The following is a 15,251-nucleotide window of genomic DNA, read 5'->3' as shown; positions in this document are numbered from 1 at the left end:
TATATCACGAAGCAGAGCTTCGGGGAATTAAACCCTGAGAGATTAACCAAGGGTATTTTAGAGCGAGCACTGCATGCTGAGATGTCAGAACATTTAGGTTATAGCAAGTATGATAGAGCTGAAACTGAGAATGCGAGGAATGGTAGTTTTAGTAAGAATCTGATAGTGACTAACGAATATTAGAATTACCCTCAACGAACATTAAAATTACCTATAAACCTGAATTCTGGATTAATCTAGGTTTGGAAGTAAGTATTTACAAGGGATAGAAGATACTCTATATAATTTTTAGCAAAAAAACAAGAGTATCCCCATGAAGAAAGATATTACTGCATTATTTTGTTTTGTCGATGATTTTTGTAAAATTAGCGAGCAGTGGATTAATAAATCATTTCTACCATTAATTAATAAAAACCCTACAAGAAAGCCTGAAATAAGCTATTCTGAGCTGTTAACAATAGTGCTTTTATACCATCAATCACCTTGTAAAAACTTTAAATATTTTTATATGTCCTATCTACAATTATATAAATCAGACTTTGTAACTCTTCCATCATATACTCGTTTTATAGCTCTAAAACCAAGAGTTCTGAGTTATTTAGTTTTATTACTTGAATGGTATATGCAGGCAGCTCAATCTACGGGAGTTTCTTATATTGACGCCACATCTTTAGAGGTTTGTCATCGAAAAAGAATCTCTCGTAATAAAGTCTTTGCCGGTATTGCTGCTTTGGGTAAAACAACAAAAAGTTGGTTTTTTGGTCTAAAATTACATTTGGTTATTAACGAAAAAGGTGAGATTCAAGGTCTAAAACTAACGCCTGGTAATGTAGATGATAGAGCGCCGGTTTCGATAATCACCAAACATATCACGGGATTATTGTTTGGCGATAAGGGTTATATCAAACAGGAGCTCTTTGATGATCGGAAAGTTCTATAATTAATTAAGCCAGATATAATCAATTTTTAATTAAATATAGATATATCATGGCTCATTTAACGATAGATGAAAGATTTAAAATATACGAAATGAATAAGAGTGGTTATAGCTCGCGATATATAGGGACAAAGATTGGCCGTGATAAAAGCACTATATGTTATGAACTCAAGAGAATGAGGCATAATTATAGACCAGATAGGGCTAACACACTTGCTTGCAGTTTAAGGCAAGGTAAGAGAAAAAGAAAATTAGATATTGATAATAATTTACGAGCAGAAATAATAAAGCAGTTAACACAGGGTATTTCACCAGATATAATTTCAGGTAGACGTAAACTATCACGAGATACTGTCAATATTTCTACAGAGAGTATATACCAGTTTATTTATACATCTCCTATAGCACAAAGGCAAAAATTATATTTATCTTTAGCAAGAAAAAGGAAAAATAGGTTGCATCATGGTACAAGAATCAGAAACAAAAGAATTACAATACCAAATCGAGTTTCCATTACTGAAAGACCAGAGATAAATAGAAAGATAGCAGCAATAGGTCATTTAGAAGGTGATTTAACTTTTAACAAAGGTAATCAAAGTCGTAATATAGGCGCTCTTGTGGATATCAGAACACAAAAAGTGTTTCTCACAGGAGTTTCGCACTTAGCAAAATTGTGTATTAGTTAGAAGCCATTTAATGTTGTTCTGAATTGATGTTTTTATAACTTCCCAAGTTTGTTGATATAAAGTAATGTTTTCATTTATCCTCCTTTTGTTCATATCAAGCCAGGCCAATACAGCAAGGCAAATATGATTTCTTTGAGCTCGACCCGTGCGTGCCTGACAGCATTCAATACCACAAGTTTGTTTCAATTCTCGATGATAAACTTCTATAGACCAACGCGCCTTAACAATTTTCTCTATTTGCTCACGTGTAGGATTCTCTAAATTAGTTGTTATGTAATCAATGCGACCATTTTTTGCCACAAACTTAAATACCGTAACCCAACCGTATCCACGTAGGTGAATTTTTAGCCCTTCATCGGGAATCTCTAAAGTTTCCAAGCTAACATTACGATTAACTTTTCTATTTTTTCTTAGGTTGGTAACCCATATCCAACCTAAATTACGTATATGTTTTAAATTATCCAAACCACTATACCAAGCATCCATAACTATAGCATCAGGCTTGATACCTCTTTCTTTAGCTAAAGTAAGCATATCACAAAAATGCTCGTTCTTTGTTTTACCATCAGTTTCTTTATCATATATTCTATAATCTACAGGAGTAGATTGATCAATTTGAGTATTGTAATGCAGTAAGTTTACCATTCCTATACCAGGTATAACATCATGTACAGCCCCAGAATATTGATAATTTACAAGCTCGATCCTCTTACTGTATTGCTTTGACAATAAGGTGTCATCTCCCACTAATAAACAAGGATCTTCCAGATCAATATATTTTGACACTTTGCTATAGATTTCGCTAGGGCGAAAATCCTTACTCTTTAACCATCGACTTGCACTATCGTGCGATAGATCTAATGGACTTACTTCAGATAATGCTTTGCTAGTATATCTTACACTACTTGCTTGTAAGAATGATTTATATAAATCTTTGCTACATTTTGATCTTGTCATTTTTATCTAAAACTATTTTTCTCTAGATTAGCATATTATTTGCTAAGTGCGAAACTCCTGTCTCACTTTAAACCGTTCAAAAAGAACACAAGATGTGATTGGTAACATGAATAAAAAACTTAAACAATTGTCGCATATAATCAAAAGCATAACGTTAGATAATGGCAAAGAATTTACCAATCATGAACAACTATTGCCAAAATCTGAACGAAAAGTATATTTTTGCAATCCTTATTCTCCATGGCAAAAACCATTGATAGAGAAGATTAACTCAATGGTGCACAGAGTATACTCTAAATCTTTAGATATAAAAAAATTAACAATAAAGCAATTACAAGAAATTGAGGATTTTTTAAATAATTTACCAAGAAAAGTGCTCGGTTATAAAACACCCAATGAGGTATGGGAAGAAAATATAAATCTGGCTTAATTAATACTGGAATTTACCATTTGCCAATCAATAGCATGCCAATTGATCTTTTTTGCATTAATAGTAGTTTTAAATATAAATACTCCTTTTGAAAGAAACTGAAGTTTTGACAAAAAATTTTTATTAAAAAAAGTGGCGAGTGTATCAATCTATAATTTGTATTATATATCAAATAATTTACTTTAAATTGTAGAAATATCGCTTTTAAGCTGATAAAAGCACTAAATATTTAACTTTAAATATAAATTTTTACTTTAGTCAGAAAAATTAGAATTTTTGTCAAAACTTCAGAAGAAAAGAAGTTTACATATTATCTAAAAAACTCTGGTTTAAATAGCTTAAAACTTTCCTGAGCTGACGTTGGTAATGGTGTTAAATTATATTGCGGATCAAAAGCATTTCCGTAAATCTTTTCTGTCTTTTTAATTGAATTTGGAAATTTTAAAGATAATAATATAGACTTTAAAATAGTAAAAATTGCTATGTAAGGATCAGTTTCAGGAGAAGATAAGCGATGCTCTAAACGTTTAGGAACAACATTTGGAGTTCGAATAGCTACACTTCTGTTATTTCCTCCATAAGATACATGAGTCGGTGCCATAAAATCTTTATCAAGGCGTACATAATCAATACTACCCGGCATAAAAGCAAGTAGAGTATCTAGCATGTAATGGCATAAACCTTGTGCTGCTAGCATTATATAATCACCAGATTCTATATCAAAACTTATATGGAAATGCATACTATTTCCATAATCATTTAAAAAAGGTTTAGGAGAGAAATCCGTATGACCATTTAAATACTCAGCTATTTTTGTTAAAGTATTTTTAACTTTAAGTATCATTTTTGCATAATTTACTAAATCATGGGATGGAGGAAGATCTATTTCGAATTGATTATTACCCTTTTCTTTTTTTATTTTAGAAATTTTAAACTTCGTTAAATATTTTCTTGCAAGTATTTCAAATTTAGATATATCAATATTAGGGCTTAAATAAAACTCTATCTCTACCCCAATAATAGGTATTAAATTATAATCTTTATGAAATTGGAAAATGATCTTTTCTAGCTGTTTCTTTTTTTGTAGGTTATTAGATAAGGTATTAATAAAATTATTATAGGATATTTGCATGGAAGCACTAATAAACGGACTAGTATATTATAAAATTTTTGACGGAACATTCAAGGATTCTAGTCATAGATATGTAAAAAAAAATAATTCTATAGATGAAATAGAAATAATAAGAAACAAAAAAGCCATAACTGATTATTTTAAAGCAGAAGATATTCTAATTTTCAATCAAGTTCACGGTATAGATGTTATTGATGCAGATAATAATTCTATTATCATACCTGAAGCTGATGGCAGTATTACTACTAGAAAAAATTTAGTTCTAGCAGTGCAAACTGCAGATTGTGTACCAGTTTTACTTACAAGCGGTGATGGTAAAATAATTGGAGCAGCACATACAGGATGGAAAGGTGCTATAAACGGTATTATCCATAATATAGTTAATAAAATGATAGAAAAAGGTGCAAAAAATTTGGCTGCAATGATAGGTCCTGCTATAGCTCAAGAATCATATGAAGTTGATGCAAAATATTATAAAGCTTTTTTAGATAAAGATATTAATAATAAGCAATTCTTCATAAATTCAAAAAAAGAAAATCATTATATGTTTGATTTACCAGGATTTGTAGAATTACAGCTTAAGCAAACAGGAGTTAAAAGTATTAAAAGGATTACAGAGGATACTTATGCAAACCCAGCAAAATATCCTAGCAAAAGACGCTCTTACCACTTGCAAGAACCTTATAATCAAAATATATTATCAACCATTATTATTAAATGATCGAATATTATGAACCAAGAAAAATCTTACTATCAAATAGTTTACGCTCCAAACGATATTTTTAAGAAGCAAGCAGAACATATAGAAGTTGTTGATGATAATATTCGTACTATTGTAGACAAAATGCTTAATCTGAAGTTTTGACAAAAAGATAGCCAAACTTATAAGTTATGATATAAATACGCTCAAATACAAAAGGGGTTTTAGTGTGTATGATTATACAAGAAATGTTGCAAGAAATAAAAAATTTTTCCCTATAATCAAGATGTGGTTTTAGAATTAATACTATCACTAGTAACTAATGATAGCGTTAAAGCAAGATCTGTTGTTGAATTAACAACTAATAAATATTTTCAGCGTAGTTGGTCAAGTGTATAAAGAGCTATAGAGAATTTTTACTGTGCTCGTGATGAATCATTAAATATAAGAGATAAGCAACGTTTTAAGACTCGAGAAGATATAGAAAAATACTTAATAAGTAAACTGATTAATGAGAGTAAAAACTTACTACAAATAGATACTACAGTGAGTAGCAAGAAAGATTCCAAGAAAGCAATTGATCGTACATATATTAGACAGAATGCTAATAACCGACCAGTTGCGGGTTATGAATATAGTGTAGTTTGCATCGGTGCTCAGCCTAAATGGGCTGTACCAATATCTATAAATAGAGTAAAATCAGATGAGAATAAGTATAGCAAAGGTAGCAAACAAATAATAAAAATTGTTAAGCAAATACCACAAAAGGCTCTAAATATAACAGTAGGTGATGCAGGTTATAGCGCTCTATCTTTCATTCACCCGCTGCACAATGAAGCAAATACGGTGACAATAACCCGCCAAAGAACTAAACAAACCCTCGGCTATAAGCTGAGGGGTTATAAAGTGGAATCGATTAGAAATCGAGGCTCTGTCTCATCAATTGTGTAAATTTCGTGAACCATTAAATTCTACCATCGAATTTGATCATAAAATGAGCCATAGCTTCATTCCAATTGGGGATAGGCATAGACCATTTTTTGGTAATATAATCAATTGTCAGATATAAAACCTTAAATACTGCGTCATCATTTGGAAAGATGCGTTTATTCTTAGTAACTTTTCTCAATTGGCTATTCAGCGATTCTATCGCATTTGTAGTGTAAATAATCTTACGAATCTCCTTTGGATATTGCAAGAAAATTATCAAATTATCCCAATTATTATACCAAGATTTAGCTATATGCGGATATTGCTTACTCCATTTTTGATCAAATGACTCAAGAGCTAATTCTGCTTCTTTTTCAGTAGCAGAAGTATAGATTAGTTTCAAATCCGCTGCTAATTGCTTTCTATCCTGAAGTTTTGACAAAAATTCTAATTTTTCTGACTAAAGTAAAAATTTATATTTAAAGTTAAATATTTAGTGCTTTTATCAGCTTCAAAGTCCGTCCGCCAAAACTCTACAAGCCTTATAGATAATATGGTTTTAAGACAAGAAGTAATACAACAATCCGTAAGAAAATGATAAAATATGGTCATAAACCTTATGGATTTCAGTCAATGCCAATAGACAACATTATCAAATCGCAAGAACAAGGGAAACTGTTTTGTTATAAATTAAAAGAAGAATTAAACCCAAATAATAAGCTATATAAATTAAGAGAATTAATAAATTGGTCTAGGCTCGAAGAGTGGTTATCAAAAAATGTTTGTATTAAGAAATTTGGTAGAAATAGAAAATGTCATAGAGTGATGCTTGGCATAACGATGCTACAAGCAATGTATAATTTTTCAGATTCATTATCAGAGGAAGAGCTAAAAGAGAATATGTATTGGCAGTATTTCTGCGGGTGGGAATATATAGAAAAAGACATAGCTATCTCGGAAACTAGTATACGACGGTTTCGTAGTGTATTAGGTGAAGCTGGATATAATGAGATATTATCGGAGTTGATCAGGGTTGGGATAAAAACTAACACAATTAAAAAAAAAGATTTGGAATTAATCATCGCTGATACGACTGTACAAATTAAGAATATCAAACACCCACACGATGTTTATTTAATGGATAAAGCTAGGCTTAGCATAGTAAAGCTTTGCAACAGTTTGGGTATACATTTGAATGAAACATACGCTAGAACCTATAAACGCGATATAGTAAAGCTATGGAAATATAAAGAACATAGTAAAGCCAAGAAGCGTTGGAAAATAATGAAGCATTTAAAAATATTACTGGGTCGTTTGATTAGAGTATGTGAGCGTGAGATCAAAAATAAGCAATTAAACTTGTCTCTCAAAAATCAAGAAGTATTGCAAAAAATAAAACAAATACATAACCAATCTGTTTTAAAAAGAGAAGCTAAAAAGCAATATAAAGAAGATAACAAAGTATTATATAGTTTTCATGCCCCTGAAGTAGAGTGTATAGGAAAGGGAAAACGCAACAAGCCATATGAGTTTGGCAATAAAGTAGCGGTAGTAGTAAGTGGTCGTAGAAATTTTGTTTTATCCGCAAAATCGTTTCATAATAATCCTTATGATGGTCATACATTGCATCAGAGCTTTGAAGCAGTAGAGAGTGTCACTGGAATCAAGATAAAGAAATCATTTGTTGATCTTGGGTATAGTGGTAGCAATGTAAAGGAGAAGAGTAAGGTATATACCCCAAAAACGCGGAAGAAGTTGTTACAAGAGGACAAGTCTATGATCAAGAGACGCAGTGCCATAGAACCAATAATAGGTCACTTAAAGCAATATGGTCGGATGGGTAGAAACTTCTTGAAAGGTATGATAGGAGATATTATCAATCCAATAATCTCTGCTATTGGTTTGAATTTACGATGCATTGCAAATCATTTACAAATCGTGTCTAACTCCACATAAATCAAAAATATCATCATGCAAAAACTAGATGAACGATAAAAAATCGTTAACAATAGCTCCATATCAAAATTAGACCAACACAGAAATGTATCAGTAAAAATTAACATAACTTATTAATTTTTATTGAAAATCTTAGCAATTTGTTGTCAAAACTCTATCCCATTACAAATGATCAGGATTTGAAGTGTTTTTGGCGGATAGACTTCAAAGCGATATTTCTACAATTTAAAGTAAATGATTTGATATATAATACAAATTATAGATTGATACACTCGCCACTTTTTTTAATGAAATTTGGATATCATGCTCCTTGAGAATATTTATGTGGTCATAACTGGTATATTGGCTACCTTGATCACTATTAAGTCCGTCCGCCAAAACTCTACAAGCCTTATAGATAATATGGTTTTAAGACAAGAAGTAATACAACAATCCGTAAGAAAATGATAAAATATGGTCATAAACCTTATGGATTTCAGTCAATGCCAATAGACAACATTATCAAATCGCAAGAACAAGGGAAACTGTTTGGTTATAAATTAAAAGAAGAATTAAACCCAAATAATAAGCTATATAAATTAAGAGAATTAATAAATTGGTCTAGGCTCGAAGAGTGGTTATCAAAAAATGTTTGTATTAAGAAATTTGGTAGAAATAGAAAATGTCATAGAGTGATGCTTGGCATAACGATGCTACAAGCAATGTATAATTTTTCAGATTCATTATCAGAGGAAGAGCTAAAAGAGAATATGTATTGGCAGTATTTCTGCGGGTGGGAATATATAGAAAAAGACATAGCTATCTCGGAAACTAGTATACGACGGTTTCGTAGTGTATTAGGTGAAGCTGGATATAATGAGATATTATCGGAGTTGATCAGGGTTGGGATAAAAACTAACACAATTAAAAAAAAAGATTTGGAATTAATCATCGCTGATACGACTGTACAAATTAAGAATATCAAACACCCACACGATGTTTATTTAATGGATAAAGCTAGGCTTAGCATAGTAAAGCTTTGCAACAGTTTGGGTATACATTTGAATGAAACATACGCTAGAACCTATAAACGCGATATAGTAAAGCTATGGAAATATAAAGAACATAGTAAAGCCAAGAAGCGTTGGAAAATAATGAAGCATTTAAAAATATTACTGGGTCGTTTGATTAGAGTATGTGAGCGTGAGATCAAAAATAAGCAATTAAACTTGTCTCTCAAAAATCAAGAAGTATTGCAAAAAATAAAACAAATACATAACCAATCTGTTTTAAAAAGAGAAGCTAAAAAGCAATATAAAGAAGATAACAAAGTATTATATAGTTTTCATGCCCCTGAAGTAGAGTGTATAGGAAAGGGAAAACGCAACAAGCCATATGAGTTTGGCAATAAAGTAGCGGTAGTAGTAAGTGGTCGTAGAAATTTTGTTTTATCCGCAAAATCGTTTCATAATAATCCTTATGATGGTCATACATTGCATCAGAGCTTTGAAGCAGTAGAGAGTGTCACTGGAATCAAGATAAAGAAATCATTTGTTGATCTTGGGTATAGTGGTAGCAATGTAAAGGAGAAGAGTAAGGTATATACCCCAAAAACGCGGAAGAAGTTGTTACAAGAGGACAAGTCTATGATCAAGAGACGCAGTGCCATAGAACCAATAATAGGTCACTTAAAGCAATATGGTCGGATGGGTAGAAACTTCTTGAAAGGTATGATAGGAGATATTATCAATCCAATAATCTCTGCTATTGGTTTGAATTTACGATGCATTGCAAATCATTTACAAATCGTGTCTAACTCCACATAAATCAAAAATATCATCATGCAAAAACTAGATGAACGATAAAAAATCGTTAACAATAGCTCCATATCAAAATTAGACCAACACAGAAATGTATCAGTAAAAATTAACATAACTTATTAAGTCCGTCCGCCAAAACTCTACAAGCCTTATAGATAATATGGTTTTAAGACAAGAAGTAATACAACAATCCGTAAGAAAATGATAAAATATGGTCATAAACCTTATGGATTTCAGTCAATGCCAATAGACAACATTATCAAATCGCAAGAACAAGGGAAACTGTTTGGTTATAAATTAAAAGAAGAATTAAACCCAAATAATAAGCTATATAAATTAAGAGAATTAATAAATTGGTCTAGGCTCGAAGAGTGGTTATCAAAAAATGTTTGTATTAAGAAATTTGGTAGAAATAGAAAATGTCATAGAGTGATGCTTGGCATAACGATGCTACAAGCAATGTATAATTTTTCAGATTCATTATCAGAGGAAGAGCTAAAAGAGAATATGTATTGGCAGTATTTCTGCGGGTGGGAATATATAGAAAAAGACATAGCTATCTCGGAAACTAGTATACGACGGTTTCGTAGTGTATTAGGTGAAGCTGGATATAATGAGATATTATCGGAGTTGATCAGGGTTGGGATAAAAACTAACACAATTAAAAAAAAAGATTTGGAATTAATCATCGCTGATACGACTGTACAAATTAAGAATATCAAACACCCACACGATGTTTATTTAATGGATAAAGCTAGGCTTAGCATAGTAAAGCTTTGCAACAGTTTGGGTATACATTTGAATGAAACATACGCTAGAACCTATAAACGCGATATAGTAAAGCTATGGAAATATAAAGAACATAGTAAAGCCAAGAAGCGTTGGAAAATAATGAAGCATTTAAAAATATTACTGGGTCGTTTGATTAGAGTATGTGAGCGTGAGATCAAAAATAAGCAATTAAACTTGTCTCTCAAAAATCAAGAAGTATTGCAAAAAATAAAACAAATACATAACCAATCTGTTTTAAAAAGAGAAGCTAAAAAGCAATATAAAGAAGATAACAAAGTATTATATAGTTTTCATGCCCCTGAAGTAGAGTGTATAGGAAAGGGAAAACGCAACAAGCCATATGAGTTTGGCAATAAAGTAGCGGTAGTAGTAAGTGGTCGTAGAAATTTTGTTTTATCCGCAAAATCGTTTCATAATAATCCTTATGATGGTCATACATTGCATCAGAGCTTTGAAGCAGTAGAGAGTGTCACTGGAATCAAGATAAAGAAATCATTTGTTGATCTTGGGTATAGTGGTAGCAATGTAAAGGAGAAGAGTAAGGTATATACCCCAAAAACGCGGAAGAAGTTGTTACAAGAGGACAAGTCTATGATCAAGAGACGCAGTGCCATAGAACCAATAATAGGTCACTTAAAGCAATATGGTCGGATGGGTAGAAACTTCTTGAAAGGTATGATAGGAGATATTATCAATCCAATAATCTCTGCTATTGGTTTGAATTTACGATGCATTGCAAATCATTTACAAATCGTGTCTAACTCCACATAAATCAAAAATATCATCATGCAAAAACTAGATGAACGATAAAAAATCGTTAACAATAGCTCCATATCAAAATTAGACCAACACAGAAATGTATCAGTAAAAATTAACATAACTTATTAATTTTTATTGAAAATCTTAGCAATTTGTTGTCAAAACTCTATCCCATTACAAATGATCAGGATTTGAAGTGTTTTTGGCGGATAGACTATTAATTTTTATTGAAAATCTTAGCAATTTGTTGTCAAAACTCTATCCCATTACAAATGATCAGGATTTGAAGTGTTTTTGGCGGATAGACTATTAAATATCTGTGGAGCGTTATACTTACTGAGAGCTTGTTTCAAGACATCAGTTACAAGAGATGCATCCATAGAATTTGACAGTTTATAGCTCAATATGGCCTTGCTATGCCAATCTATAATAGCTGCCATAGGCTCTGTCTCATCAATTGTGTAAATTTCGTGAACCATTAAATTCTACCATCAAATTTGATCATAAAATGAGCCATAGCTTCATTCCAATTGGGGATAGGCATAGACCATTTTTTGGTAATATAATCAATTGTCAGATATAAAACTTTAAATACTGCGTCATCATTTGGAAAGATGCGTTTATTCTTAGTAACTTTTCTCAATTGGCTATTCAGCGATTCTATCGCATTTGTAGTGTAAATAATCTTACGAATCTCCTTTGGATATTGCAAGAAAATTATCAAATTATCCCAATTATTATACCAAGATTTAGCTATATGCGGATATTGCTTACTCCATTTTTGATCAAATGACTCAAGAGCTAATTCTGCTTCTTTTTCAGTAGCAGAAGTATAGATTAGTTTCAAATCCGCTGCTAATTGCTTTCTATCTTTATATGATACATATTTGAGGCTATTCCTGATCTGATGGACAATACAAATTTGATGTTCAGTTTTCGGATATACTGATGCAATAGCATCAGACATACCAGTTAGATTATCACTACAAGCAATTAAGATATCTTTTACTCCTCGATTCTTCATTTCAGTAAAATTACCAAGCCAAAATTTAGCTCCTTCATTCTCACTTATCCATAAGCCTAAAATATCCTTTCTGCCAGATAAATCTATTCCTAAAGCTACATATACTGATTTATTAATAATAAGTTTATCTTGTCTTACTTTCACTACTAAACAGTCAAAATATACTATAGGGTATACTGATTCAAGAGGTCTACTCTGCCAAATCTTGACCTCATCTATTACTTCATCTGTAATCCTGCTGATTAGGCTCTCACTGATCTCAGCTCCATATAATTCTTGCAATTGTGTTTTAATATCAGACACACTCATACCCTTCGCATATAAGGATATTATCTTTTGGTCTAAGCCATCTATTCTTGTTTGTTTCTTTGAGACTATTATAGGTTCAAATTTACCTTGTCTGTCTCTTGGAACATTTAGCTCTATAGTACCATTCTCACTAATCAGATTCTTACTAAAACTACCATTCCTCGCATTCTCAGTTTCAGCTCTATCATACTTGCTATAACCTAAATGTTCTGACATCTCAGCATGCAGTGCTCGCTCTAAAATACCCTTGGTTAATTCCTTAATTAATCCATTCTGACTTAGTACTGTTTTTAAATCTACTCCGCCTTCTATCAGCAAATCTATTGCTTCATTTATTTTTTTATTCTTCTCTATTTGCATTTCTGTTACCTATATTTTGAATTACTTCTAATATAGGCTCAACAAAAATTTACACAATCATTGCAAAAGACTCCTGCCATATACATAAAGCCACCATTAGTTCTAATGTAAGTAATGTCACCACTCCAAACCTCATTCACATTAGGCACATACACTTGCTTTGTTGAGCCAGATTTAGTCCAATATTGATCAAGTAAGTAGCTATAGATCTTATGCTCACTATCGTTTCGAGAAGTAGATTTTTTCTTATGTGGGTAAATAGCTTCTATACCCATCATCCTCATATATTTCAGTACTCGATCTTTACCGACAATAAAACCATCTTCTAGTCACTGTTGATGAATATAGCGATAACCAAATTCAGGATTATCTGTATATATTTCATCTATTCTATTTAAAATACTTAATTTATTTGATTTATAGTAGGCTGTAGATCGACTAATCTTTAATAGTTCACACTGTCTTGATTTTGAGAGTTGATTTAGCTTGGAGTGTACAAGACTCTTTTTATTTGATAAATCCAAACTTTTGAGCTTTCCCACGGCCCAGTCCCTCTCAACTGTGATTCTACCAAGAGCTTTAGCAAGTTCATCATTTTGCTCTTGTAAATGATTTATTTGTTCTTGATATTCACTCAAAACTTTAGCTGGTTCAAAAGCTAATGCCGCATTACCTAAAAACTGTTTTTTCCAATTTTGAATTGTTTTAACACTTATTGCATATTTTGAAGCTCACTGACCAAGTGTCGACTCCTCTTTTATTAATTCTAATACTATCCCCGTGTTTTCTGAAGCACTGAAAATTTTTACTTTATTTTTCTTCATCTTTCCTCTTAAGTTTATTGCTATTTATTCTAACTTATTGCGGAAACACACTCCTTCATTTTTTTGTCCAATTTTTTCATGTATGGACCTCCTGTAGAATGCAAGAAAAAAATAACATCAATAATAAAAACAAACAAATGCAGTCATGTATCCGGCTTATAGCTGATAAATCAACCTAATTTATTCTACAGCCCTGATGGAATTCGCTGGCTTACAAACTATATACTTATCAGTCCATCGGCTTCTAAAAGAGCCACTGAAAAACGCAGTTTTTTTGTAAGCTAAGGTTTGTCTTATTTACCATCAATATTAATTATCTCAAGCATATTTCGGGTTGGAATCTCTTACATATTGTTTTGCTTTTACCTATTCATTATATAAATCACCATTTATTTTACTTATAAGTGCTATGCTACACACTCTTTAGCTACAAACTTTACTCTCTACATAATCATCTCCTGATCTTAGTACAGCAAACACCACTCTTGCCAACTTATTAGCTATGGCAACTGTCGTTTTATTATGGCTACTTCGCTCAGATAAATTAAACATCCATTTCGTAAATTGGCTAAAATCTTTTTTAGATTTCTGTTCTTCCGATGTAAATCTTATCTTGGCATTTAGTACAGCTCTAGCCCCTTGAATTAATAAAGTGCGTAAGTATACATCACCTCGCTTGCTAATTCCCAGCAGCTTATCCTTCCCACCACTTGAATGTTGTCTTGGCACTAATCCTAGCCATGCCGATAATTGCCTGCCATTCTCAAAACTTGTAGCATTACCTATTGATGCTATTAAAGCAGTAGCAGTAATTAAACCAAGACCAGGTATAGCTCTTAATCGTTGATATTGAGTTAGGTTACTTGCTATCATTGTTAATCGTTTTTCTATCTCTTTTATTTTTCTGTTATTATCTAAGAATTCTTCTTTTAGTTCACTAAATGTTTGATAACTTAACTGGCTTAATTTCCCTGCATCTAAAATCTCAATTAATTTTGTGATAACCTTATTAATGCCTTGAGGAACAATAAAACCAAACTCATGTAGTAGCCCCCTAATTTCATTAGCAAGTGCTGTACGATTTTTTACCAATCTCTCTCTTACCCTATGTATTGATAAAATTTCTTGTTGCTCTATAGTTTTAATTGCAACAAATCTCATATTAGGTCTTGTCACGGCTTCACATATCGCTTCAGCATCTGCTTGATCATTTTTATTAGTTTTAACATATGGTTTGACAAATTGCGGTGCCATTAGTTTTACTTCATGCCCTAATTTAGTTATTTCTCTTGCCCAATAACTAGAACCACCACAAGCTTCCATCCCTACTAAACATTGTGGTAAATTAGCCATAAATGTCAAAACCTGATCTCTCATCAATTTTTTCTTTAATACTGTCTTGCCATTTTTATCTACACCATGAATTTGAAAAATTCTTTTTGCAATATCTATACCAATTGTAGTAACCTCCATATGGACCTCCTTAATTGTTGTTTTAATATGTTAAATATTAACCCTAGAAGATTAGCAACTGCTTTTCATTCTCTATATCAGGAGGTCCATACCATTAGTCCATTATAGACAAAACAAAATAATGCAGTAATATCTTTCTTCATGGGGATACTCTTGTTTTTTTTGCTAAAAATTATATAGAGT

General features: G+C 31.8%; 13 protein-coding genes and 6 pseudogenes. 10 read left to right on the top strand and 9 right to left on the bottom strand.

Annotation, left to right across the window (positions count from 1 at the left end; translation table 11 throughout):
* Positions 1–36: 36 nt before the first annotated feature.
* The 3 pseudogenes from AAHI98_RS02350 to AAHI98_RS02340 all read left to right on the top strand — a co-directional run.
* Positions 37–174, top strand: a pseudogene (locus AAHI98_RS02350) (transposase); the annotation flags it as partial.
* Between the two features lie 139 nt (positions 175–313).
* Positions 314–922, top strand: a pseudogene (locus tag AAHI98_RS02345) (IS982 family transposase); the annotation flags it as partial.
* 65 nt (positions 923–987) lie between these two features.
* Positions 988–1,587: pseudogene (locus AAHI98_RS02340) on the top strand (IS30 family transposase); the annotation flags it as partial.
* Positions 1,588–1,599: 12 nt separating this feature from the next.
* On the opposite strand, the gene AAHI98_RS02335 reads toward AAHI98_RS02340, so the two are convergent.
* The gene (locus AAHI98_RS02335) at positions 1,600–2,580 is read right to left on the bottom strand and encodes an IS701 family transposase (protein ID WP_342224656.1); all 981 of its coding nucleotides are present in this window, start codon (positions 2,578–2,580) and stop codon (positions 1,600–1,602) included.
* A 61-nt stretch (positions 2,581–2,641) separates the two neighbouring features.
* Here AAHI98_RS02335 and AAHI98_RS02330 point away from each other — a divergent pair.
* Positions 2,642–3,010 (top strand): annotated as a pseudogene (locus AAHI98_RS02330) (IS30 family transposase); the annotation flags it as partial.
* Positions 3,011–3,320: 310 nt separating this feature from the next.
* Here AAHI98_RS02330 and AAHI98_RS02325 read toward each other — a convergent pair.
* Positions 3,321–4,142, bottom strand: coding sequence for a type I glutamate--ammonia ligase (locus tag AAHI98_RS02325; RefSeq protein ID WP_342224927.1), 822 nt, complete (start codon positions 4,140–4,142; stop codon positions 3,321–3,323).
* On the opposite strand from AAHI98_RS02325, the gene pgeF reads away from it, so the two are divergent.
* The 3 genes and pseudogenes from pgeF (at position 4,141) to AAHI98_RS02310 (ending at position 5,793) form a co-directional block, all read left to right on the top strand.
* Entirely contained in the window at positions 4,141–4,863 is a 723-nt protein-coding gene (gene pgeF / locus AAHI98_RS02320; protein ID WP_342224926.1) for a peptidoglycan editing factor PgeF, read from the top strand. The two genes, AAHI98_RS02325 and pgeF, sit on opposite strands and share 2 nt — an antisense overlap.
* A 9-nt stretch (positions 4,864–4,872) precedes the next feature.
* A pseudogene (locus AAHI98_RS02315) lies at positions 4,873–4,992 on the top strand (peptide deformylase); the annotation flags it as partial.
* A gap of 396 nt (positions 4,993–5,388) precedes the next feature.
* On the top strand, positions 5,389–5,793 hold the full coding sequence (locus tag AAHI98_RS02310) for a hypothetical protein (RefSeq protein ID WP_342224925.1): 405 nt from the start codon (positions 5,389–5,391) through the stop codon (positions 5,791–5,793).
* Between the two features lie 13 nt (positions 5,794–5,806).
* Here the strand turns inward: AAHI98_RS02310 and AAHI98_RS02305 are convergent.
* Positions 5,807–6,202: pseudogene (locus AAHI98_RS02305) on the bottom strand (transposase); the annotation flags it as partial.
* A gap of 164 nt (positions 6,203–6,366) precedes the next feature.
* Between AAHI98_RS02305 and AAHI98_RS02300 the strand changes: the two are divergent.
* Positions 6,367–7,728, top strand: a complete 1,362-nt coding sequence (locus AAHI98_RS02300) for an IS5 family transposase (protein WP_342224851.1) — start codon at positions 6,367–6,369, stop codon at positions 7,726–7,728.
* A 225-nt stretch (positions 7,729–7,953) separates the two neighbouring features.
* Here AAHI98_RS02300 and AAHI98_RS02295 read toward each other — a convergent pair whose 3' ends face one another.
* Positions 7,954–8,106, bottom strand: a complete 153-nt coding sequence (locus AAHI98_RS02295) for a hypothetical protein (RefSeq protein WP_342224923.1) — start codon at positions 8,104–8,106, stop codon at positions 7,954–7,956.
* 65 nt (positions 8,107–8,171) lie between these two features.
* Here AAHI98_RS02295 and AAHI98_RS02290 point away from each other — a divergent pair, with 65 nt between their 5' ends.
* Positions 8,172–9,533, top strand: a complete 1,362-nt coding sequence (locus AAHI98_RS02290) for an IS5 family transposase (protein ID WP_342224717.1) — start codon at positions 8,172–8,174, stop codon at positions 9,531–9,533.
* Positions 9,534–9,728: 195 nt separating this feature from the next.
* Complete coding sequence (locus AAHI98_RS02285; RefSeq protein ID WP_342224717.1) at positions 9,729–11,090, top strand: IS5 family transposase; 1,362 nt, start codon at positions 9,729–9,731, stop codon at positions 11,088–11,090.
* Positions 11,091–11,344: 254 nt separating this feature from the next.
* Here AAHI98_RS02285 and AAHI98_RS18050 read toward each other — a convergent pair whose 3' ends face one another.
* The 5 genes from AAHI98_RS18050 to AAHI98_RS02260 all read right to left on the bottom strand — a co-directional run bounded on the left by AAHI98_RS18050 (position 11,345) and on the right by AAHI98_RS02260 (position 15,068).
* Positions 11,345–11,557 carry an integrase catalytic domain-containing protein gene (locus AAHI98_RS18050; protein WP_410526185.1) on the bottom strand — a complete coding sequence of 71 codons (213 nt, stop codon included), beginning with the start codon at positions 11,555–11,557 and terminating at the stop codon, positions 11,345–11,347.
* Positions 11,557–12,771: an IS256 family transposase gene (locus AAHI98_RS02275; protein ID WP_342224662.1), complete on the bottom strand. Its 1,215-nt coding sequence runs from the start codon at positions 12,769–12,771 to the stop codon at positions 11,557–11,559. The genes AAHI98_RS18050 and AAHI98_RS02275 overlap by 1 nt, the downstream gene beginning before the upstream one ends.
* 38 nt (positions 12,772–12,809) lie before the next feature.
* On the bottom strand, positions 12,810–13,046 hold the full coding sequence (locus AAHI98_RS02270; RefSeq protein ID WP_342224922.1) for a hypothetical protein: 237 nt from the start codon (positions 13,044–13,046) through the stop codon (positions 12,810–12,812).
* 54 nt (positions 13,047–13,100) lie between these two features.
* Positions 13,101–13,409 carry a hypothetical protein gene (locus AAHI98_RS02265; protein WP_342224921.1) on the bottom strand — a complete coding sequence of 103 codons (309 nt, stop codon included), beginning with the start codon at positions 13,407–13,409 and terminating at the stop codon, positions 13,101–13,103.
* 609 nt (positions 13,410–14,018) lie between these two features.
* Positions 14,019–15,068, bottom strand: coding sequence for an IS110 family RNA-guided transposase (locus tag AAHI98_RS02260; protein WP_342224642.1), 1,050 nt, complete (start codon positions 15,066–15,068; stop codon positions 14,019–14,021).
* Positions 15,069–15,251: the final 183 nt, after the last annotated feature.

This window comes from Rickettsia endosymbiont of Urophora cardui (assembly GCF_964030725.1).
GTDB lineage: Bacteria > Pseudomonadota > Alphaproteobacteria > Rickettsiales > Rickettsiaceae > Rickettsia.
This window is presented reverse-complemented; position numbering and strand designations above follow the sequence as displayed.